This is a genomic window from Bradyrhizobium japonicum USDA 6, from assembly GCF_000284375.1.
GTDB classification, from domain to species: Bacteria; Pseudomonadota; Alphaproteobacteria; order Rhizobiales; family Xanthobacteraceae; genus Bradyrhizobium; species Bradyrhizobium japonicum.
In genome coordinates this window covers 2,797,711-2,817,698 of the sequence record NC_017249.1, presented here as the reverse complement: position 1 = coordinate 2,817,698, position 19,988 = coordinate 2,797,711, and the positions used below count along the sequence as shown (strand labels likewise).

The following is a 19,988-nucleotide window of genomic DNA, read 5'->3' as shown; positions in this document are numbered from 1 at the left end:
CGCCGCGCGAACTGCGCTTCGCGCAGTCGCGGGGCTAACCTACCCTACGCACCTCACGCCACCGCCGCGTCCGGAATCCGCGCGGCTTCCATCGGCGCCTTGCCGCGGATGAGGTCGGAAGCACGATCCGCGATCATCATCGTCGAGGCGTTAAGGTTCGCCGAGATCATGCGCGGCATCACGGAGGCGTCGATGACGCGGAGGCCCTCCAGGCCGTGGACGCGGAGCTGGTCGTCGACGACAGCCCAAGTGGAATCCGCCGGGCCCATGCGGCAGGTGCAGCCGGGGTGGAAGGTGGTGGTGCCGCGTTCGGTGGCGGCGGCGAGGAACTCGTCGTCGGTGTTGATGTTGGGGCCGGGGAAATCCTCGTAGGCGTAGTAAGGCGACAACGGCGCACTCTTCAGCAAACGCCGTGCGAGCTTCATGCCGCCGACGATGACGCGGCGGTCGAGCTCGGCGTCGAGATAGTTGGTCTGGATGATCGGCGGCGCGAACGGATCGTTGGAGCGGATGCGGACATAGCCGCGGCTCTCCGGGCGCTGCTGCCAGGAGGCCACGGTCATGCCGGGCTCGTCCTCGAGCTGGCCCTGCACGCCCTCCTTGTAGCTCGCCGGTGTGAAGGTGAGTTGCAAGTCGGACGAGTCCGCGCTCTCGCCGGAATGCCAGAAGCAATAGACCATGGTCGGCGACAACGAGAGCAGGCCGCGGCGCGCGGTCGCCCATTTCAGCGCTTCGATCCACAGCGAGAAGCCACGGCGGAGCTCGTTGATGGTCTTGATGTCTTTTACGCGCGCCACCGTTCGTGGGGCATAATGGTCCTGAAGACCTTCGCCGACCGGCAGCGCGTGGCGCACCGCGATGCCGTGGGCGCCGAGCAGATCGGGCGAGCCGATTCCGGAGAGCTGAAGCAGCTGCGGCGAATTATAGGTGCCGCCGGAGAGGATCACTTCCTTGTTGGCGCGCACTTCGACCGGCGTGCCGCCGCGGCCGCCCTTGGTGTAGCGCACGCCGACGGCGCGCTTGCCTTCAAAAATGATCTCGGTCGCGTGCGCGTGGGTGTGCACATGCACGTTCGGCCGCTTCATCGCGGGCTTGAGGAACGCGGTCGAGCCGGAGACGCGCAGGCCCTTGTCGATGGTGCGTTGGCAGTAGGAGACGCCCTCCTGGGTCTTGCCGTTGTAGTCGGGGTTGCGGGGAATGCCGAGCGAGACCGCACCTTCCATGAAGGCTTCGCAGAGCGGATCGCGCCAGTCCATGGTGGTGACGGTGAGGTTGCCGTCGCGGCCGCGATAGGTGTCCTCGCCCTCGCCGACCCGCTTCTCCAGCCGCTTGAAGTAAGGCAGCACGTCGGCATAACCCCAGCCGCGATTGCCCATCTGCGCCCAGGTGTCGAAATCCATCCGCTGGCCGCGATTGTAGATGTGGCCGTTGATCGAAGACGAGCCGCCGAGCGTCTTGCCGCGCGGCGCATAGATGCTGCGCCCGCCGGTGTAGGGCCCCGGCTCCTGCTGGTAGGCCCAGTTGATGCTCTTCATGTGGAAGGTCTTGATGAAGCCCGCCGGCAGATGGATGTAGGGATGCCAGTCGTTCGGGCCCGCCTCGAGCACGCAGACGCTGGTGCTGGGGTCTTCGCTCAGCCGGCTGGTGAGGATGCAACCGGCGGAGCCCGCGCCGATGATCACATAGTCAAATCTGTCCATGATGCCTCGGCCGCCCCTAGCGCGGCTTGTCGTTGAGTTGATAGTTCAGATGCGCTTGCACCGTCGGCCATTCGGACGCGGTGATGCTGTAGACCACGGTATCGCGCAGCGTGCCGTTCGGCGCGATCTGGTGATTACGCAAAATGCCGTCCTGCTTGGCGCCGAGACGCTCGATGGCGCGGCGGCTCTGGTGGTTGAAGAAATGCGTGCGGAATTCCACCGCGATGCAGTTCAATGTCTCGAAGGCGTGAGTGAGCAGCAGCAGCTTGCACTGCGTGTTGAGCGGCCCGCGCTGCGCGCTCTTGCCGTACCAGGTCGAGCCGATCTCGACACGGCGATTGGCGGCATCGATATTCATATAGGTGGTCTGACCGACGATCTTGCCGCCGGCGTCGAACACCGTGAACGGCAGCATCGAGCCCGCGGCCTGGAGGCCGAGGCGGCGGTCGATCTCCTTGGCCACGTTCTCCGGCGTCGGGATCGCGGTGTACCAGATCGTGTAGAGCTCGCCGTCCTTCACGGCCTCCACCAGCCCCTCGCGATGCTCTTTCGACAGCGGCTCGAGACGGGCGTGCTGCCCACGCAGGGTGACGGGATCAGGCCAGGGCATTGAAGTCTCTCTCCGTTGTCATTGCGAGCGAAGCGAAACAATCCGGAGTCTTACCTCGGAGGCAGCCTGGATTGCTTCGTTGCTTCGCTCCTCGCAATGACGGCTTGGCTCACTTATTCAAAAAGTTCAACGGCAAACCGCCGCGCGGCCAGTCCATGGCGATCAGCTCGCCCTTGCCTGAGAGCGTGATGTAGGCGGTCTTAAGCTCGGGGCCGCCGAAGGCGATGTTGGTGGTGACGCGGTCGCCGGTCGGGACCTGCTCGACCAGGGTACCGTCAGGCGCGATCACCGAGATGCAGCCGGAGACGAGGGTGGCGACGCAGACATTGCCGTTCGCCTCCACCGCGAGCGAGTCGAACATCTGGTAGCCGCCGAGGCCGCAGATCGGCTTGCCGCGCTCGCCGCGGTAGATCACCTCGCGCGGCTTGAGCGTGCCAGGCGCGGAGAGCTCATAGGCCCAGAGCCGCCCCGTCGGCGTCTCCGCGATGTAGACGGTGTTCTCGTCCGGCGACAGGCCGATGCCATTAGCCGGCAGCACGCCATGCACGACCTCGACGATCTCGGTCATGCCGGGCTTGAGATAGTACATGCCGCCGACATCCATCTCGCGGGCGCGGCGCTTGCCGAGATCGGAGAACCAGAGGCCGCCGTGCTTGTCGAAGACGAGGTCGTTCGGCCCGCGCAGATCGTGCTCGCCGCATTTGGTCACGACGGCCTCGACCTTGCCCGATTGCAGATCGACGCGCTGGATCGAGCCGCCGAGATAGCCGTCCGGCTGCGGGCCGGGCATGATCATCTTGCCGGTCGGAATCCAGGAGAAGCCGCCATTGTTGCAGATGTAGATCTTGCCGTCGGGACCGAGGGCGGCGCCGTTCGGGCCGCCCGGCACTTTGGCGACGATCTCCTTGCGGCCGTCGGGATAAACCCGCGTCAGGCGCTGGCCGCGGATTTCCACCAGCACGACCGAGCCGTCCGGCATCACCACCGGCCCTTCGGGAAATTCGAGGTCGGTGGCGAGAACGCGAACGTTGGGCGTGGCAGTGGACATTTGAGGACCCTCCCGGCTGCTTGTTATGGCTTGCACGGGATGTCCGGCACGGGCCCCACACGCAAGATTTGCCTGCGGTTATGACAAAGTCGCCGGGGCTTGCCAAGCAAGCGGGATGGTATGCCAGCGTTGCAACGTAAAGCGCGATGACATATCGCGCTTTAGGTCTTGTTTGAGCATGATCTCTTCGGAAAACCGCTGCGCACTTTGCGCGAACGCGGCGCTTCGGGTCCGGATCGTGCTTACTCCCGCACTGGTATCCAAATCTCGAAGCCGCCATTGCCGGTCGCGGGATCGAATTTCTCGTCATAGCGCTCGAAGTTCGGCGCATCCGCAGCCTTCAGGCCGGACGCCGGCAGCCACTGATTCCAGATCGTGTTGACGGTGCGGCGGATCGAGGCGACGTGCTCGGTGTGGGTGAACACCGCGTAGCGCTGCTCGGGAATGCGGATGCGACCGAAGCGGCGCGGCAGGTCGGAGAAATCGACGACCTCGACGCCGGCGATGTAGTCGAAATTGCCGGAATCATCGCCGTTGCAACAGACGCCATAGGCGACTTGATTTTTCCCGTGGCCGACGCGCGCGGGGATGTCGGCGACTTCCTGATGGAAGCGGTGCCACAGTCCTGGAATGGCGGCGCCGTTGTCGCAGGAGATGCGCTCGGCGGGGCCGGCGACGAGGAAGGCCTTCGCGGCTTCGAAACGCGGCGGGACCAGATGGTCGAGCATGGTGGAATCCATGAGGATCGGCTCCTGAAGCTTGAGTTTGTCGAGGCACGTTGCCGCCCGCACCGCTTCGGGTGTGGTGCCAAACTGGTCGCGGAACGCGCGGGTGAACGCTTCGTGCGAGCCGTAATCCGCCTCCAGCGCCAGCGACAGGATGTCCGGCGCGCCGTTCGCAAGACTGCGCGCCGCTTCCGTCAACCGCCGCGCGCGCACGTAGCGCATCACCGGAAGTCCGGTGGCTGCGGCAAACGCCCGCACGATGTGGAACCGCGACACGCCAGATATCGCCGCAATCTCGTCGAGCGTCATCGGTTCGGCCAGATGGCTCTCGATATACCAGAGCGCGCGCTGGGCTGGGTTCATGCGTCAAAAGCCCTCGTTCGAAGCCTGGCGATGATGCGCTGACGGCCACCGCCCCGCTTGATCGGCATTGCTGTCCTTGCATGAGGATAGTCCCGGAATAGCCACTGGCAACGCCCCGGCATTCGCAGCTACACTCATCGAAACCGCTCACGAGAAAGAGGAACCGCGTCATGGAAATCACCGATGTGCGGGCGCACCAGATCCGCATCCCCTATGACGCCGGTGTTGCGAGCTTTCGCCAGGGCGCGTCCGCAATCTCCGCGCTCGACATGGTGCTGGTCGAGGTCACGACCGATGCCGGACTGACCGGCTGGGGCGATGCCTTTGCCTATGTCTCCCCGCGCACCACGCGAAGCGCCGTCGAGGAGATGATCGCGCCGCAGGCCCGCGGGCTTAAGGTTCCCGATGCCGCCGGCATTCCCGCGGTGATGGAACAGATCCAGCGCAACCTGCATCTGTTCGGCCGCTACGGCATCACGATGTTCGCGATATCAGGGCTCGACATCGCGCTGTGGGACCTGGCTGCGAAGATCGAGGGCGCACCGCTGCATCGCCTGCTCGGCGAGACCAGGCGCTCGTCCATTCCCGCCTATGCGAGCCTGCTGCGGATCGGCTCGCCTGAAAACATCGCCGGCGAATGCAAGAAGGCGCTCGCGCTCGGCTATGGCGCCATCAAGCTGCACGAGACCACGACGCCGGCGGTGTTTGCCGCGCGCGAGGTGATCGGGCCCGGCATCCCGCTGATGGTCGACATGAACTGCCCGCTCACAGGCGAGCAGGCGATCGCGTTCGCGAAGGCATGCGAGGACGCCCAGCCGATGTTTCTGGAAGAGCCGGTCTGGCCGCCGGAGGATTTTACCGCGCTCGCCGACGTCCGCCGCAAGGGCGGGCTCGGTGTCGCCGCCGGTGAGAACGCCTGCACGGAGTATCAATTCCGCCAGATGATGAATGCAGGCGCAGTGAGCCATGCCCAGCCGTCGGTGACCAAGGTCGGCGGCGTCACGGAATTTCTGAAGGTCGCCGCGCTCGCCGATCAGCTCGGCGTCAAGATCGTCCCGCACTCCCCGTATTTCGGTCCGGGCCTGCTGGCGACATTGCACCTGCTGGCGACGCGCGACGACGGGTTGGTCGAGATGTTCTATCTCAAACGCGAAGCGTGTCTCTGGGGCGGCCGCGCCGATGTCGATGCCACCGGCCACGTCGCGGTGCCCTCGGGACCCGGGCTCGGCTATGAGCCCGATCGCGGCGTGATGGAGCGCTATCGCGTGGCGTGACCGCGGCGCCTATTTTGCCGCGTCCTTCGGTGGCGGCGCGTCCTGCTTCTTCTTCAGATCTTCCGCGATCTTCACCTGCGTAGCCTGGAGATCGCCCAGCGTCTTCTGCAGGCCGGCCACGGTCGTCTTCAACGCGTCGATCTGGCGGTTGGCGGCATCGAGCTTCTGCTGATGATCGAGCGTCAGCTTGGTGATCGTCTTCTGCAGGAAGTCGACGTTACTCTGGAGGCAGCTCGTGCGCCGCTCCATGGTCTTCTCGACGGTGCAGATCTCGATGCCGGGCACGTCTTGCGCGCGGACCGGCGCGATCGCCAGCGTGGCGAGCAACAACATCGCGAAACAAACGCCGGCGCTTCGAAGCAGCATGCAGGTTCCTCGTCCAATATCACGGCAATGTGCGCTTTTTGCGCGCCGACGCCGGAGGCTACCACACTCGTACCGCATTCTCGCGTTGAGCTTGGGTTGTTCCCTCGGACGGGGAGCAGTGAACCGTGCGCGGAAGAAGAAGTGGGCGCTCTTTCCGCGACTTTGATTAGGGGAGATTTTTGGAATGGCAACGCGCGATAGACGTCTGGCAGAATTCGATGGCGCCGGAGAACCGCCCCCCGGCCTGCCGGTCGAAGTGCTGTGTGAGGATCATAGCGGAACGTATCAACTGCCGTTCGCCTGCCGCTATGTCGAGGGCCGCTGGCAGAACGACGCGGCCGGCGTCCCGGTGGAAGCCACCGTCATCGGCTGGCGCGTGCCGCGCGTCAAGCACTCGGGCTTCGCCTGACGAGCGGCGTCTGTCTCAAAATGCAACGGGGCCGCGCTCTGCCTTAACTAACGGAACGCGGCCCGAACGAATCACGTCCGAATCAGCCGGAACGCCGTGTACGCGGCTGTTCACGGCTAGATGTCGCAACAAGCCCCCACGCGTATACAATATCTGCGCAGCATGTGGGCCGGCCCGAGCCGGCCACGGGTGCTAAAAGTTAACGGCTTCAAAGACATGGCTGCCGGGCGCAGCAGCCTGGGCCTCGCTCCCAAAACAGGCAGGCGGGCGCGAAGCCTGCCTAATATTCGACCTCGAGCTCCTCGATCTCGGCCGGCTCATCCTTGGCCGCCGCGATCCATTCCTGCATCTCGGGCATGGCCATGATGGTATCGGCATAGGCCTTCAGCAGTGGCTCGAGCTTGACGTCATAGGTCACGAAGCGCGTCACCACGGGGGCGTACATCGCATCCGCCATGGTGCGCCTCGCGCCGAACAGGAAGGGACCGCCTGATTTCTCCAGGCAGTCGCGCCAGATGGACCAGACGCGGTCGATATCGGCCTGCGCGCGCGACCAGATCTTGAAGCCGGGGAAGTGCCCCTTCAGATTGACCGGCAGCGACGCGCGCAACGTTGTGAAGCCGGAATGGATTTCGCCGCAGATCGAGCGGCAATGCGCCCGCTGGACGCGGTCATCAGGCAGCAGACCGGCATCCGGCATCGCCTCGTTGAGATATTCGGCGATCGCCAGCGTATCCCAGACCACGGCGCCCTCGTGGCGCAGGCACGGCACCAGGATCGACGACGACAGCAGGAGGATTTCCGCGCGCGCCGACGCGTCGTCCGGCGCGGTGACGATCTCCTCGAAATCGAGCCCGGAAAATTTCGTCAGCAGCCAGCCACGCAGCGACCAGGACGAATAGTTCTTGCTGCTGATGGTCAGTGTCGCCTTCGCCATATGGCCCATTCCCTACGCCTGTGACTTGCACCCGCCCTGCCCGCGGGAGTGCTCATGACCTGTGCTTCCCGCAAAAAGAGGAGCAAGCGATGTGCCAGTTTTGAGGGCGGTGTGGCCCCCGTTTGGCTTCGATATTGCATGACAGCGCGGGAGGGTGGGCGTTTCAGTATGATGTCGATGTATTATCAGGCCTTTCAGAACCATATGGACCTTACCGCGCCGTGGCGGGCGGGAGCTTCGTCCGCGCTCAGATTCCTCAATCTGGTGCCGCAGGGCCTATCGGGTCAGGTCGTCGGCCGGCTCTCGGCCGCGCTGGAGCTGATTTCGCGCTCCACCCTCACCTATGACCGCCCGGCCTACGGCATCGACAGCGTGATGGTGGGCAACCGCGAGGTCGGCGTCACCGAGGAGGTCGCCTACGCGACGCCGTTCGGCTCGCTGCTGCACTTCAGGAAGGACGGCGCGCCGGAGCAGCCGCGCATGCTGCTGGTGGCGCCGATGTCGGGCCATTTCGCCACGCTGCTGCGCGGCACCGTGAAAACGCTGCTGCAGGACCACGACGTCTACATCACCGACTGGCACAATCCGCGCGACATTCCACGCCGCGAAGGCCGCTTCGGGCTCGACGATTACACCGATCATCTCATCGACTTCCTCGGCCAATTGGGCCCGCGTCCGCATATGGTTGCGATCTGCCAGCCCTCGGTCTCGGCACTCGCTGCCGCCGCGGTCATGTGCGAGGGCAACCACCCCTCGCGGCCTGCGACGCTGACGCTGATGGCAGGCCCGATCGACACGCGCATCCAGCCGACCAGGGTCAACGAGTTCGCCAAGAGCAGGCCGATCGACTGGTTCGAGCAGAACCTGATCAACTACGTGCCGGTGCAATGCCGCGGCGCGCTCCGCAAGGTCTATCCCGGCTTCGTGCAGCTCACGGCGTTCGTCTCGATGAATCTCGAGCGCCACATCAAGCAGCACATGGATCTCGCCAACCATATCGCCAAGGGCGAGAAGGAGAAGGCCGCGAGCATCAAGACCTTCTACAACGAATATTTCGCCGTGATGGACCTGCCGGCCGAGTTCTACATCGAGACCGTGCGCGACGTGTTCCAGGAGCACCTGTTGCCGCAAGGCAAGTTGATGCACCGTGGCCGTCCCGTGAACACCAAGGCCGTCAGCCGCATGGGACTGATGACGGTCGAGGGCGAGAAGGACGACATCTGCTCGATCGGCCAGACGCTCGCCGCGCAAGACCTCTGCACCGGTGTGCGCGCCTATCGCCGCGTCCACCACATGCAGGCCGGCGTCGGCCATTACGGCGTGTTCTCGGGCAAGCGATGGAATAACGAGATCTATCCGCTGCTGCGGGATTTCGTACACGTGAATTCGTGACTGTCATTCCCTGCCCCCGGACTGGGGGAAAACGGCACGTGCCTAATGCACTTGCTCAAGCAGCTCTTTCGCTTCCACGACTTCAGAAAGATTACGCTCCACATCGAATTCGGCCAGCACAGCGGCAAGCACTTCGGATACCCCGCCTGCTCGGCCATTTCTCTTGTGCAGGCGTGCAAGTCCAAGGGCGCTGCGCAGCTCGAAAGTCTTCGTCTGCTGGTGTCGTGCAATCTCAAGCGCTCGGTTGAGGGAAGCTTCCGCACCGGCTTCGTCCGAAGGATCAAGACGCCACAAAAGCTCGCCGCGGACGCGATGCAGCTCGGCATCAAGCCAATGCTGGCCGGATTGCCCGGTCCATGCGATCAATTCGCTCAAGATTTCCAGCCCGGTTTCGAGTTGGCCCGACGCTGCGTTCGCCAAGGCGACATGCATCCCCCAAAACGGCTCACAGAGATAGCAGTCATTCTCGTGCAGCAAGGTCCAGCCGCGACGCATTTCCGTCAGTCCGGTCATTTGGTCGCCGGCACGCCACTTGGCGAGGCCATTCAGGTAGGTGCCGGCGGCCACATACAACGGCATCGTGTGGTCGCGCGCGAGACCGAGCGCCAGGATTGTCTCCGTTTGCTGCAACATGCCTCCGCATAGGCCGTCGAACACAGCGCGATGAACCAGCGCGTTGGCCTGGGACAGCGCCCGCTTTTCTCCCGAAGCACTCACCGCTTCGGCGGCGAGGCGGCGTGCGCGCGCGATCTTGCCAAGCGGCCAAAGCACCAGGGCGAGAAACCTCATGATCACGAACGGGAGATCCAGTGCCGAAGCCTTGAACATCGCGGGATCCGGCTCGGCACCATAGATCTCGAATGCCTGCTCGAGATGCATCCTCGCGTCCAAGTAGTCACCGCCGAACCAGCAGGTAACCCCGCCCGTCCAATGTGCAACGACGGCGGCCACCGGTGAGTCCGGTCGTCGGTCAGCGGCGCTCCTGATGGCATCCGCCAGCTCCCGCATCGGAGCGAGTTCGCCGTGGGTCAGGCAAGCATTGAAGAGACCCGAATGGACCGGCGCGAGTTCAACGGGATCATTGATGTCGGCAGCGAACCGTCGGGCACGCGTCCATGCGGCTACGGTTTCGGGAGCGCTATGACCGAGGCTGCCTCGCAATGCACGGCCATACTCGATTTGAAGATGCAGCCTGCTCATCATCCGGCGGGGATCATCCGGCACCTCATCGGCGGACGCAATCGCCTTGCCGAGATGCGCGATCGCCTCGGAATAGGCCGAGCGCTTCAGCGCTTGCTGGCCCGCCTTGCGCCACCATTCGAGGGCGATCTCATTCAGCCCCGCCTCAGTGAAGTGGTGTGCCAGAACTTCCGGCTCAGTCTCGGCAACGACGGGAAACTTCTCGCGCAGGACATCGCCGATGCGCTTGTGAAGCAGCTGCCGTTTGCTCTTGAGCAGGCCTTCATAGGCCGCTTCCTGAACGAGAGCGTGCCTGAAGCTATAGTTTGCGTCGGGCGGTGTTCCGCGACGCACCAGCAGCTCCGCCTCTTCGAGTTGCCCCAGCGCGGCGCTCAGTGTCAGATCATCGCGTCCTGTCACATATCTCAGCAGCGCGTATGAAAAGTCGCGGCCGATGGCGGCGCCAATCTGCGCCACCTCCTTGACGGGAGCCAGCCGGTCGAGCCGCGCCATCAGCGAATCCTGCAGCGTCGCGGGAATAGCGAGCGGCGGGAGCGGACTATCGAGGCGGTAGCGTCCGGAATCTTCGATGAGCAGTCCGGACTCCAGCACCATCTTGGTCAGTTCCTCGACGAATAGCGGGATGCCGTCCGTCTTGTCGATAATCTGCTTCATCATCTCGCGCGGCAGCTGGCGACCAATGGTCACCTGCTCGACCAGCGCGCGTGTGTCCTGCCGGTCGAGTCGGTCGAGCCGCAACAGAGCGACGTTGGCAAGACCCGACCAGGAGGGCTCGAACTCCGGCCGGGCTGTCATGAGCATGAGTATCGGCAGCCCCCTGATCCGATCGACCCCGAGGTCGAACAGTTCAAGTGTCGTGGCATCGGCCCAATGCATATCCTCGCAGATAACCAGCAGGGGCTGCTCTCGCGCCAGGCCCTCGAGCTGGTCGAGAAGGGCGGCAAATGTCTGTCGCCGCTGCTGCGCCGGGCTCAAACCAAGCGGCGGATAATGGTCGCCGGTTGAAATCGAAAGGAGAGCCGCAATGAGCGGTGTCGCCCGAGCGACCTGCTGCGTCCCAAGGGCCAGCATTGCCTCGAGCTTGTCGAGCTTTTGCTCCGGCGTGTCGTGCGCGCGGATACCGGCCGCGCGTTCGAGCTGCGCGACAAAGGGATGAAGCGCACTGTTGGTGTGGTAGGGCGAACACTGATATCGCATCCGGCGGTGCGCCCCCAACGCGGGGCTTTCGGACAGCGTTGCGACAAAGCGCGACTTGCCGATGCCTGCTTCGCCGGAGATCAACACCATCTGGCCCTGCCCCTGCCATGCCAGCCGCTGGCGCGAGAGCGCGAATTCGATCTCCTCCTTGCGGCCGACGAAGCCGATCGAGCGCGCCGCGTGGACCGCCTCGAAGCGGCTCTCCGATGCGGTCGCGCCCTCGACCGCCCAGACCGCGATGGGTTCGGCTATCCCCTTGACCTCGCGACGGCCGAGATTGCGAAACGTGAAGAGATCGCCAAGCAGCCTGCGCGTCGAAGAGGCAACGACGACCGCTCCCGGTTCCGCCAGGCTCTGGAGCCGGGCAGCGAGGTTTGGTGCATCACCGACCGTTGCGTGCTCCTCTGACGCATCGCCGCTGATGAGGTCGCCGACCACCACAAGCCCGGTCGCGATCGCAATCCGCAGCTCAACCCGTTCGGTGGTGCCCGTTTTGAGTTGCCCAACCGCAGAGACGGTGTCGAGGCCCGCACGCACTGCGCGCTCCGCATCATCCTCGTGGGCGCGGGGATAGCCGAAATAGACGAGTATTCCGTCACCGACGAACCTGGCTATCCTGCCATCATAAGCGGCAATGACGCTCGCGCAGGCGGCGCGGTAGGCCCGGATCACTTCCCACATGTCCTCGGGATCGAGACGCGCCGAGAGCGCAGTCGAGCCGACCAGATCGCAAAACATAACGGTCAGGTGACGCCGCTCGGCGTCGTGAGGAGGAGCCGGCGATGCGATCAGCGCGGCTGGATCGAGGTCGGCGATAGCACGCAGCATTTTGCGGCGATGGCCGAGCAGCACTCCGAGCCTATCGAAATCCTCGTCCATCAGTTCGGGAAGGACACTCATGTCGATCCCATTTTGGGCAAAACGCTCCGCGTATTGCCCAAGCCCCAGCTTCTCGAGCCACTCCGCGATCTGCATTGGCTCCACCGATCGTGTGGTTGGCGGTTAGCAGAATTTTGGACCACGGCGCGCGAAGACAATATCCCAACGCCACCATGATGGCACGCCTTGTTTGTTGCGCGACAATCTAGGTTGTCCAGTACCGATGCCGCTTCCAAGCAGAGACATTGCTCGATGCCAACGGCTGCGCTACTAAAAATCGTCCGCGCTCAACGTTGGACGACAGAGGTTGCGATGAGTCTGCAGCCGCGACTTCAGACCTTAAGCCGAACCTTGCACGAGGGCTTGTGCCCACGTCACGATGCCAGGCAGACGCCCTTCCGTGAGCAGGGTTGTCTTCATTCCTTGTCCATGGGCACTTCGTAGTTGCGCGCCATCGTTCCCGCCGCAACTTGAAGCGAAGACCCAACGACCCAACAGCCGGCGAGAAAGGCTATCAGTCCATTGGGTAGGCTTTGATCAAGGACAAGGATGCTGACGGACAGGGTCGCTGCAATCGCCGCGCCGAACGTCCCGGCCGCACTCATGATCTCAGCAACCTCAGAGCCGTTGTATTCTTCCGAGTTGCTCGAAATCGACTTCCGAGCGACAGACCGGGACAAATCAATTCCAACATAATAGCTGAGAGCTCCGTAGAGCATCGTTAGCAGTACGATCCAGCCGCTTTCAAAAAGCCCGCCTTTCTGACGCAACAGGGTCGCACCCACATAGAGGCCGCAAGAGGCCCCAACGGCTGCGAGCCCAATTCTTTCGAGGAGATGGGCCGACTTGATAAGACTGGAACGGGCGATCCCAAGATTACCGGCGTACCTCGTTAGGGAAAATGCGCTGGAAACTGCGTTGCCTATCTTCATTGGGGGCTCCTTAGTAAGTAGCAGCCTACCGGCCGACCCCGATCAGAAGCTGCGTGGACGCGTTTCGCGATGCCCTTGATTCCAATTTCCAAAAGATGTGGCTGAGTGATGGGGCTGGCATGCTCGTAACCGAGACGAGAGCCAATCCAAAGCTGCGAGCACGCGGCTTCGCAGGCGTTGCATCTCACCCGTGTCTGTCAGTCAGCTCCGGGTGCGGCAATTTCTGGGAGGAGAGTTAGCTCGAAAAGAGGGTGATGAACTATGAGACTGTTCACACACTCCTGTGCCCTGTCGCTCCATCCAGTCACGATTTTAGGAGGACTAAGTTTGCATCGTTGCGTACCCCGGAGCACAGAAGCGCGAACTGACAGGCGCCGTGAGTTCGCAAGCTGTCCTGCGTTTCGCCACGTCAGATCTATTCGCGTCGGGTAGGCCACGGCGCGCCGCAAAACTCTCGTCAGGCGGATGGCCGATGCCGCCGCGCGAAATCCTCGTGCAGGAAATCGGCGGCCTCCACCCTGGCTTCGTCCTCCCTCAGCGTGATGTCGCCGCCTGCTGAAGGAATGGCCGGGATGCTTGCCCGGAAGCGCAGCGCCTCACGAATTCACGGGCACGAAGCAGGCGATTTCGCTGGCGAAGCGGCACTGATTTGGATTCTGATTCTGGCGCTCGAAAACGCGCTACGCGTCCGGCCCGCCATGGGTTTCGCGGCGCCATGCGCCCGGACTGACGCCGACCATCTGCGTGAACACCCGCGTGAAATGGCTTTGATTGGCAAATCCAGCCGAGATCGCAATTTCGGACAACGGCAGGTTGCGGACGGTCATCAGCTGCGTGGCCGCCTTCACGCGCTGGCGCAGCAGCCATTGATGCGGTGGCAGGCCGGTGGAGATCCGGAATGCGCGTGAAAAGTGGCTGACCGAAAGGCCGAGCTCGGTCGCGATCTGCTCCAGCGCGACCTTGCCTGAGAGATCGGAGTCGAGCCGGTCGCAGGCGCGCTTCACCTGCCATGGCGCGAGCCCGCCGCGGCTAGGCTCAGCGACAGGCTTCAGCCCGCCATAGGTCTGGGCGACGTGAGCGGTGAGCGCGAGCATCATGTGATCGATGAAGAGCTGGTTGGTCTCGTCAGGCCGACGCAGTGCTTCCTGCAAGCTGGCGCCGATATGACGGATCACCCCGTCGTCATGGCCCACACCGGGCTCGTAACTGAGCTCGCCAATGCGTGGCGCGCCGGGTTGCCTCGCCATGTCGTGAAGGGCCGGGCGCGGCAAATAGAAGAAGAGCGAGTGAAACGGCTTGTCGATCACATAGCGCGGATCTCGCTTGAGGTCGTACAGATAGGTCGCGCCCGCACGAATATCCTCTCTGGTGACGTAGCGGCCTTCCTCCCAACATTCGCAGGCGGGATAGTCGCGGAGCTTCAGGCTGACGAGGTAAGCATCCTCCGCCGGCAGCGAGCCGGAAAGCTCGGGCGTCGGCTTGTCATTGCGGACTTCGGTGACCGCGACCTCTGCGCTGCGCAGCGAGCGCGTAATCAGAACCGGAGCTTCCTTGACGTGAAGGCCTCGCCCGAGCCTCTGCCCGTAGACGCCTGCTTGTGTCATTTCAATATTCCATCCGTGAAAGGCACGTCAGCGCCAGCCTTTCGGAGTCGATGCATTATCGGAGATCGACGGCCGACGGTCCAGCTTCGCCGGATTAGCATATAGATTATGGCAGGCGGTCGCAGTCCGTCGCGACGAGGTGAATTCATTGTGATTTCAGCACGATTTCACAGGCTTGGCCTCGCGAAGGACAACACCGTTAACGTGTGCGGCAGATCATGGCACGATATTATCGTGCGTTCTCGAAAGCATCCGTGGCGCGCCTTCGCGCGCTAGTCCGACCATTCCTCGCCCCAGACCTGGACGACGTGGCCGGGCGAGACTTCGCGATACTGCCTGACCGGTGGCTGATAATCCGGTGCGCGCACCGGGCTTCTGATCTCGTCGTTCGAGGTCTCGCGCTTCGTGCCGCGGCGCGACGGGTCGGGCACGGGCACCGCGGCCATCAGCTTCTTCGTGTAGGGATGCTGCGGATTGCCGAACAAGGCTGCGCGCGGACCGGTCTCGACGATCTCGCCGAGATACATCACCGCGACGCGATGGCTCATGCGCTCGACCACCGCGATGTCGTGGGAAATGAAGAGATAGGCAAGGCCCATGCTGGCCTGGAGGTCGAGCATCAGGTTGACGACCTGCGCCTTGACCGAGACGTCGAGGGCGGAGACCGCCTCGTCCGCAACGATCAGCTTCGGCCCGAGCGCGAGCGCGCGCGCAATGCAGATGCGCTGGCGCTGGCCGCCGGAGAATTCGTGCGGGAAGCGCGCGGCCATATCCGCGGTCAGGCCGACGCGCACGAGCAGATCGGCCACCTTGTCGCGCGCCTGTGAGGCAGTCGCGAGACCGTTGGCCTGCAGCGGCGCGGCAATCGCCGTCCCCACTGACATGCGCGGATTCAGACTCGCGAACGGATCCTGGAAGACGATCTGCATCTGCTTGCGGAAGTCGCGCAAGGTCCGGGCGTTCATGGCGAGGACGTCATGGCCGTCGACCAGGACAGTGCCGCTGTCCGGCTCCGTCAGCTTGAGGATGGAGCGGCCTGTCGTGGACTTGCCGCAACCGGACTCGCCGACCAGCGCCAGCGTCTCGCCGGCACGCAAGGTGAAGGAGATGTTCTCGACCGCGTGGACGCGGCCCGAGACTTTTCCGAACAAGCCCGAGCGGATCGGAAAGCGCGTGGTGAGGTTGGCGACTTCGAGCAGCGGCCGCTCGGCCATCGAGACCGTGTCGGGCGTCTCCGCCGGCTCGTCCGAGGTCCCCGTGACCTTGTCGACGATCGGAAATCGCATCGGCCGCGTCCGCCCGACCATCGAGCCGAGACGCGGCACGGCCGCGAGCAGCGCGCTTGTGTAGGGATGCGAAGGTGCTGCGAAGATGCGTGCGGTCGCGTCAGTCTCGACCGCCTGCCCGCCATACATCACCACGGTACGGTCCGCGATCTCGGCGACCACGCCCATGTCGTGGGTGATGAAGAGGATCGACATCCCCTCCTCCTGCTGGAGCTCCTTCAGAAGCTCCAGGATCTGCGCCTGGATGGTGACGTCGAGCGCCGTCGTCGGCTCGTCGGCGATCAACAGCTTCGGCTTGCAGGCGAGCGCCATCGCAATCATCACGCGCTGGCGCATGCCGCCGGAGAAACGATGCGGATGCTCGTGGAAGCGTGATGCCGCCGCGGGAATGCGGACACGATCGAGCAGACGGATGGTCTCGGCCCCCGCCGCCGCGCGCGACAGGCCGCGATGCTGGATCAGCGCCTCGGCGATCTGGAAGCCGATGGTGAGCACCGGATTGAGGCTCGTCATCGGCTCCTGGAAGATCATGGCGACATCGTCGCCACGGACATCCGTCATGCTCGCTTCGGACAGCGTCAGCAGATCGCGGCCCGCGAGGTTGATGCGCCCCTCGACCCGGCCACTCTCCTTCGGAATGAGCCGCATGATGGAAAGCGCGGTGACGCTCTTGCCCGAACCGGACTCGCCGACGATCGCCACGGTTTCTTTGGCCGCGATATCGAACGATACGTCGCGCACGACGGGAATCCATTGCTGCTCGCGCAGAAAGGACGTTGTCAGGCCCGCGACCGACAACACGGGCGCCTGCGCTTCGGCAACGTTCGGATCAGGCCTGCTTGCGCCGGTGCTCATGCGATTGCCCTAATAGCCGCGACTGCGATCGACGCGCCCCGGCAGATCGTCGCCGCGGCGGTGGCGTGCGATGACGTCGAGCACGAAATCGACGGCCGTATCAGGCGTCGTCATGCTGGCATTGTGCGGCGTCAGCAGGATGCGCGGGTGGCTCCAGAACGGATGGCCGGCGGGCAGCGGCTCGGGCTCGGCGACGTCGAGCACCGCACCTGACAGCGCGCCGCTGTCGAGCGCCGCGAGAAAATCGGCTTGGACGAGATGCGGGCCACGCCCGACATTGACGAGCCCTGCTCCGCGCGGCAGGCGCGCGAACAGATCGGCGTTGAGGATGCCGCGGGTCTCATCGGTCAGCGGCAACAGGCAGACGAGGATGTCAGCCTGCGCGAGAAACTCCGGCAAGGTGTCCGTACCGGCGTAACAGGTGACGCCTTCAATCTCGCGCGGCGAACGATTCCAGCCGAGAAGCGGAAAGTCGAACGCCTTGAGCCGGTCGAGCACGGCCTGGCCGAGCTGGCCCAGCCCCATCACGCCGACACGCCGGCGCTTTGCCGGCGTGATCCGGATCTCGCGCCAGACCTGTTCTTTCTGCTGGCTGATGAAGTGCAGGAGATCGCGATGCAGCGCGAGCACGGCCATGGTGACGTATTCCACCATCGTCTCGGCGATGCCGGGCTCCAGCATGCGGACGAGCGGTATGTGCGGTGGAAGTTTTGTGGCATCGAACTGATCCACGCCAGCACCGACCGAAAAGACCAGCTCGAGATTGGGAAAGGTCGTCGCGATGTTATCAGGCGGAACCCACGCAACCAGGTAGCGCACCTCTGCGGGATCGCCGATGTCGGGCCAGAGCCGGAACGGCACATCGGGCGCGCGCTCGGCGAAGAAGCGCGCCCATTCGGCGCCGCGAACCATGTTGGCCTTGTAAAGAACCGTCATGCCACCAGCACTCTCAGAACGGGCTGACCGGCGCGAGACGCCGGCCGTCGATCATGCGCTTGTGGCTGTAGGCCGCGGGATCGACCAGCGGCGTCGCACCGGTGACGATGTCGGCGGCGAGCTTGCCGGCGGCGGGGCCGATGCCAAAACCGTGGCCGGAGAAGCCGGTGGCGAGGAAGAAGCCGGGCAAGGCATCGACCGGCGCGATCACGGGGATCGTATCGGGCGTGCAGTCGATCGTGCCGCCCCAGGCTTCCGCGATCTCGATGTCCTTCAGCTCCGGGTTCGCCTTGATCAGCGAGGCCAGCGCCGCATTGACCAGCGACATGTCGGGCTCGGGATCGCGCACGCGCTCGGTCTCGAACGGCGACGGCTTGTCAAAGCTCCAGCTCGTGCCGCGCACGATCTGGTCGAAGAACGACTTGCCGAATGAGAGCTTCAGCCCGTTCTTGCGATGCAGATAGGTCGGCCAGAAGGTGCGCGCGTAGCGGAACAGGTCGGGCGACAGCTCGACCGTGCCGCGGTTGCGCAGCGCCAGCGTAAAGCCGCCGTCGAGACGGCGGCGGATGCAGTAGAGATCGGTGCCGAGCGCGCCGGACGTGATCTCCGGTCCCGGCGTGGTTCGGCATGCGGTGGCGTTGACGAGACCGATCGGCAGCTCGATGCCGTGGCGGCGGCAGAACAGCGACGACCAGGCGCCGCCCGACAGCAGCACCGCCTGCGTGCGAATGGTGCCCTTCTCGGTGACGACGGCGCTGACCTTTCCGCCAATGGTCTCCAGCCCGCGCGCGGCGCAGCCCTGATGGATGGTGACGCCATGCTTTCGCGCGGCCGTCGCAAGCGCAGGCACCGCCATTGACGGCTCCGCACGCCCGTCGCTCGGCGTGTGCAGGCCGCCGACCCACTTGTCGGTATTGCCCGGCATGCGCTCGGCGACCTCCGCCGGGGTCAGGACGGTCGAGTGGACCTGCATCTCGCGCGCAGTTGCGGCCCAGCGCTCCCAGCTGGCGAGCTCGTCCTTGCTCTTGGTCAGGAACAGCACGCCGGTGCGGCGGAAGCCGGCATCGACGCCGGCGTCGTTCTGCATGTCCTCCCACAGCCGAAGCGCCTCGCGGGCCAGCGGAATCTCCTCACGGGCGCGGCCCTGCTGGCGGCACCAGCCCCAATTGCGGCTCGACTGCTCGCCGCCGACATGGCCTTTCTCGACGAGTGCGACGGAGAGACCCTTCTTCGCCAGATGGTAGGCTGCGGACACGCCGATGACGCCGCCGCCGATGACGACGACGTCCGCCTGCGCCGGCAGGCGTTCGTCGCTGTTTATACGGGTGAGCGGCGGGGACATGGGACACTCCAGCTATTCAGTTCGATCGAAGCAGGTCGGCTCGAGGGTGGGCTCGTCATGGGATATTCATTCGCGGGTCGAGCGCGTCGCGCAGGCCGTCGCCGAGGAAATTGAAGCTCGTTACCGCCAGCGTGATGGCAACGCCCGGCGCGATCGCGAGCCATGGCGCGCTGGTCAGATAGATCTGCGCGTTGTTGAGCATGTTGCCCCAGCTCGCGGCCGGCGGCTGGATGCCGTAGCCGAGATAGCTGACATAGGATTCGAGCAGGATCGCCTTGGCGACGTTCAGCGTCGCCGCCACCACGATCGGCGCGATCGCGTTGGGCACGAGCTCGCGGAACATGATCCGCAGGTTCGACGAGCCGAAGGCGAGCGCAGCGACCGCGAACTCGCGCTCCCGCAGCGATCGCACCTGGGCTTCGACGACGCGGGCCACGGCCATCCACGCGGTGGCCGCGATCAGGATGGTGGTGGTGACGAGACCGGGCTCGGTGAGCGCCGCGAGCGCCAGCAGCAGGAAGATGGTCGGAAAGCACAGCACGGCATCGACGAGCCGCATCAGCACCGCGCCGACCACGCCGCCATAGAAGCCGGCGAAGGCGCCGACGACGACGCCGACCGCCATCGCGATCACCATCGCGACGATGCCGATCGAGAGCGAGACCCGCCCGCCCATCATCAGCCGGGCCAGCACGTCGCGGCCAAGCTCGTCGGTGCCGAGAATGTGCGCGCCCGACAAAGGCGGCGCGAACCGCTTCATGATGTCGATATAGGTGTCGTCGAACGGCAGCAGATAAGGACCCAACGCCGAGCCGAGGACGAGCACCAGAATGATGACAGCACCCGCAAGCGCAAGCCGGTGCCGGCGGAAGCGCCGCCATGCGGCCTGGCCGGGCGCGAGCTGAACAGTCGAGAGGGTCGCAGCCGTCATCC

At 64.4% G+C, this 19,988-nt stretch carries 16 protein-coding genes; 3 read left to right on the top strand and 13 right to left on the bottom strand.

The window, feature by feature from the left end; genetic code table 11:
- Window positions 1-53 precede the first annotated feature (53 nt).
- The 4 genes from BJ6T_RS13150 to BJ6T_RS13135 all read right to left on the bottom strand — a co-directional run bounded on the left by BJ6T_RS13150 (window position 54) and on the right by BJ6T_RS13135 (window position 4,446).
- Window positions 54-1,700 (bottom strand): GMC family oxidoreductase, encoded by a 1,647-nt coding sequence (locus tag BJ6T_RS13150; RefSeq protein WP_014492859.1) that lies wholly within the window; start codon window positions 1,698-1,700, stop codon window positions 54-56.
- Between the two features lie 16 nt (window positions 1,701-1,716).
- A complete protein-coding gene (locus tag BJ6T_RS13145) occupies window positions 1,717-2,310 on the bottom strand; it encodes a GNAT family N-acetyltransferase (protein WP_014492858.1) in 594 nt (197 codons plus the stop codon).
- Between the two features lie 109 nt (window positions 2,311-2,419).
- Window positions 2,420-3,358 (bottom strand): SMP-30/gluconolactonase/LRE family protein, encoded by a 939-nt coding sequence (locus BJ6T_RS13140; protein WP_014492857.1) that lies wholly within the window; start codon window positions 3,356-3,358, stop codon window positions 2,420-2,422.
- 242 nt (window positions 3,359-3,600) lie between these two features.
- Window positions 3,601-4,446 carry an AraC family transcriptional regulator gene (locus tag BJ6T_RS13135; protein WP_014492856.1) on the bottom strand — a complete coding sequence of 282 codons (846 nt, stop codon included), beginning with the start codon at window positions 4,444-4,446 and terminating at the stop codon, window positions 3,601-3,603.
- Between the two features lie 170 nt (window positions 4,447-4,616).
- On the opposite strand from BJ6T_RS13135, the gene BJ6T_RS13130 reads away from it, so the two are divergent.
- On the top strand, window positions 4,617-5,720 hold the full coding sequence (locus BJ6T_RS13130; protein ID WP_014492855.1) for a mandelate racemase/muconate lactonizing enzyme family protein: 1,104 nt from the start codon (window positions 4,617-4,619) through the stop codon (window positions 5,718-5,720).
- A gap of 9 nt (window positions 5,721-5,729) precedes the next feature.
- Here the strand turns inward: BJ6T_RS13130 and BJ6T_RS13125 are convergent, their stop codons facing one another.
- The gene (locus tag BJ6T_RS13125) at window positions 5,730-6,086 is read right to left on the bottom strand and encodes a hypothetical protein (protein ID WP_014492854.1); all 357 of its coding nucleotides are present in this window, start codon (window positions 6,084-6,086) and stop codon (window positions 5,730-5,732) included.
- 184 nt (window positions 6,087-6,270) lie between these two features.
- Here BJ6T_RS13125 and BJ6T_RS13120 point away from each other — a divergent pair, with 184 nt between their 5' ends.
- On the top strand, window positions 6,271-6,495 hold the full coding sequence (locus BJ6T_RS13120; protein ID WP_014492853.1) for a hypothetical protein: 225 nt from the start codon (window positions 6,271-6,273) through the stop codon (window positions 6,493-6,495).
- Between the two features lie 280 nt (window positions 6,496-6,775).
- Here BJ6T_RS13120 and BJ6T_RS13115 read toward each other — a convergent pair whose 3' ends face one another.
- Window positions 6,776-7,432, bottom strand: a complete 657-nt coding sequence (locus BJ6T_RS13115; RefSeq protein ID WP_028170643.1) for a glutathione S-transferase family protein — start codon at window positions 7,430-7,432, stop codon at window positions 6,776-6,778.
- 168 nt (window positions 7,433-7,600) lie between these two features.
- Between BJ6T_RS13115 and BJ6T_RS13110 the strand changes: the two genes are divergently transcribed.
- The gene (locus BJ6T_RS13110; RefSeq protein WP_028170642.1) at window positions 7,601-8,824 is read left to right on the top strand and encodes a polyhydroxyalkanoate depolymerase; all 1,224 of its coding nucleotides are present in this window, start codon (window positions 7,601-7,603) and stop codon (window positions 8,822-8,824) included.
- Window positions 8,825-8,866: 42 nt separating this feature from the next.
- On the opposite strand, the gene BJ6T_RS13105 is transcribed toward BJ6T_RS13110, so the two are convergent.
- The 7 genes from BJ6T_RS13105 to BJ6T_RS13075 form a co-directional block, all read right to left on the bottom strand.
- Complete coding sequence (locus BJ6T_RS13105; protein WP_014492850.1) at window positions 8,867-12,196, bottom strand: adenylate/guanylate cyclase domain-containing protein; 3,330 nt, start codon at window positions 12,194-12,196, stop codon at window positions 8,867-8,869.
- 320 nt (window positions 12,197-12,516) lie between these two features.
- Complete coding sequence (locus tag BJ6T_RS13100) at window positions 12,517-13,032, bottom strand: hypothetical protein (RefSeq protein WP_014492849.1); 516 nt, start codon at window positions 13,030-13,032, stop codon at window positions 12,517-12,519.
- Window positions 13,033-13,712: 680 nt separating this feature from the next.
- Window positions 13,713-14,636, bottom strand: a complete 924-nt coding sequence (locus tag BJ6T_RS13095) for a helix-turn-helix domain-containing protein (RefSeq protein WP_014492848.1) — start codon at window positions 14,634-14,636, stop codon at window positions 13,713-13,715.
- 272 nt (window positions 14,637-14,908) lie between these two features.
- Window positions 14,909-16,777: an ABC transporter ATP-binding protein gene (locus BJ6T_RS13090; RefSeq protein ID WP_014492847.1), complete on the bottom strand. Its 1,869-nt coding sequence runs from the start codon at window positions 16,775-16,777 to the stop codon at window positions 14,909-14,911.
- 9 nt (window positions 16,778-16,786) lie between these two features.
- Complete coding sequence (locus tag BJ6T_RS13085; protein ID WP_014492846.1) at window positions 16,787-17,713, bottom strand: 2-hydroxyacid dehydrogenase; 927 nt, start codon at window positions 17,711-17,713, stop codon at window positions 16,787-16,789.
- A gap of 13 nt (window positions 17,714-17,726) precedes the next feature.
- Window positions 17,727-19,055, bottom strand: coding sequence for an NAD(P)/FAD-dependent oxidoreductase (locus BJ6T_RS13080; RefSeq protein ID WP_014492845.1), 1,329 nt, complete (start codon window positions 19,053-19,055; stop codon window positions 17,727-17,729).
- Window positions 19,056-19,110: 55 nt separating this feature from the next.
- Window positions 19,111-19,986 carry an ABC transporter permease gene (locus BJ6T_RS13075; RefSeq protein ID WP_014492844.1) on the bottom strand — a complete coding sequence of 292 codons (876 nt, stop codon included), beginning with the start codon at window positions 19,984-19,986 and terminating at the stop codon, window positions 19,111-19,113.
- Window positions 19,987-19,988 lie beyond the last annotated feature (2 nt).

Coding starts and splice junctions, on each gene's coding strand:
- BJ6T_RS13120 (WP_014492853.1), top strand. CDS start 6,271: ATGGCAACGCGCGATAGACGTCTGGCAGAATTCGATGGCGCCGGAGAA.
- BJ6T_RS13150 (WP_014492859.1), bottom strand. CDS start 1,700: ATGGACAGATTTGACTATGTGATCATCGGCGCGGGCTCCGCCGGTTGC.
- BJ6T_RS13140 (WP_014492857.1), bottom strand. CDS start 3,358: ATGTCCACTGCCACGCCCAACGTTCGCGTTCTCGCCACCGACCTCGAA.
- BJ6T_RS13085 (WP_014492846.1), bottom strand. CDS start 17,713: ATGACGGTTCTTTACAAGGCCAACATGGTTCGCGGCGCCGAATGGGCG.
- BJ6T_RS13075 (WP_014492844.1), bottom strand. CDS start 19,986: ATGACGGCTGCGACCCTCTCGACTGTTCAGCTCGCGCCCGGCCAGGCC.
- BJ6T_RS13145 (WP_014492858.1), bottom strand. CDS start 2,310: ATGCCCTGGCCTGATCCCGTCACCCTGCGTGGGCAGCACGCCCGTCTC.
- BJ6T_RS13090 (WP_014492847.1), bottom strand. CDS start 16,777: ATGAGCACCGGCGCAAGCAGGCCTGATCCGAACGTTGCCGAAGCGCAG.
- BJ6T_RS13125 (WP_014492854.1), bottom strand. CDS start 6,086: ATGCTGCTTCGAAGCGCCGGCGTTTGTTTCGCGATGTTGTTGCTCGCC.
- BJ6T_RS13130 (WP_014492855.1), top strand. CDS start 4,617: ATGGAAATCACCGATGTGCGGGCGCACCAGATCCGCATCCCCTATGAC.
- BJ6T_RS13100 (WP_014492849.1), bottom strand. CDS start 13,032: ATGAAGATAGGCAACGCAGTTTCCAGCGCATTTTCCCTAACGAGGTAC.
- BJ6T_RS13115 (WP_028170643.1), bottom strand. CDS start 7,432: ATGGCGAAGGCGACACTGACCATCAGCAGCAAGAACTATTCGTCCTGG.
- BJ6T_RS13080 (WP_014492845.1), bottom strand. CDS start 19,055: ATGTCCCCGCCGCTCACCCGTATAAACAGCGACGAACGCCTGCCGGCG.
- BJ6T_RS13095 (WP_014492848.1), bottom strand. CDS start 14,636: ATGACACAAGCAGGCGTCTACGGGCAGAGGCTCGGGCGAGGCCTTCAC.
- BJ6T_RS13105 (WP_014492850.1), bottom strand. CDS start 12,196: ATGCAGATCGCGGAGTGGCTCGAGAAGCTGGGGCTTGGGCAATACGCG.
- BJ6T_RS13110 (WP_028170642.1), top strand. CDS start 7,601: ATGATGTCGATGTATTATCAGGCCTTTCAGAACCATATGGACCTTACC.
- BJ6T_RS13135 (WP_014492856.1), bottom strand. CDS start 4,446: ATGAACCCAGCCCAGCGCGCGCTCTGGTATATCGAGAGCCATCTGGCC.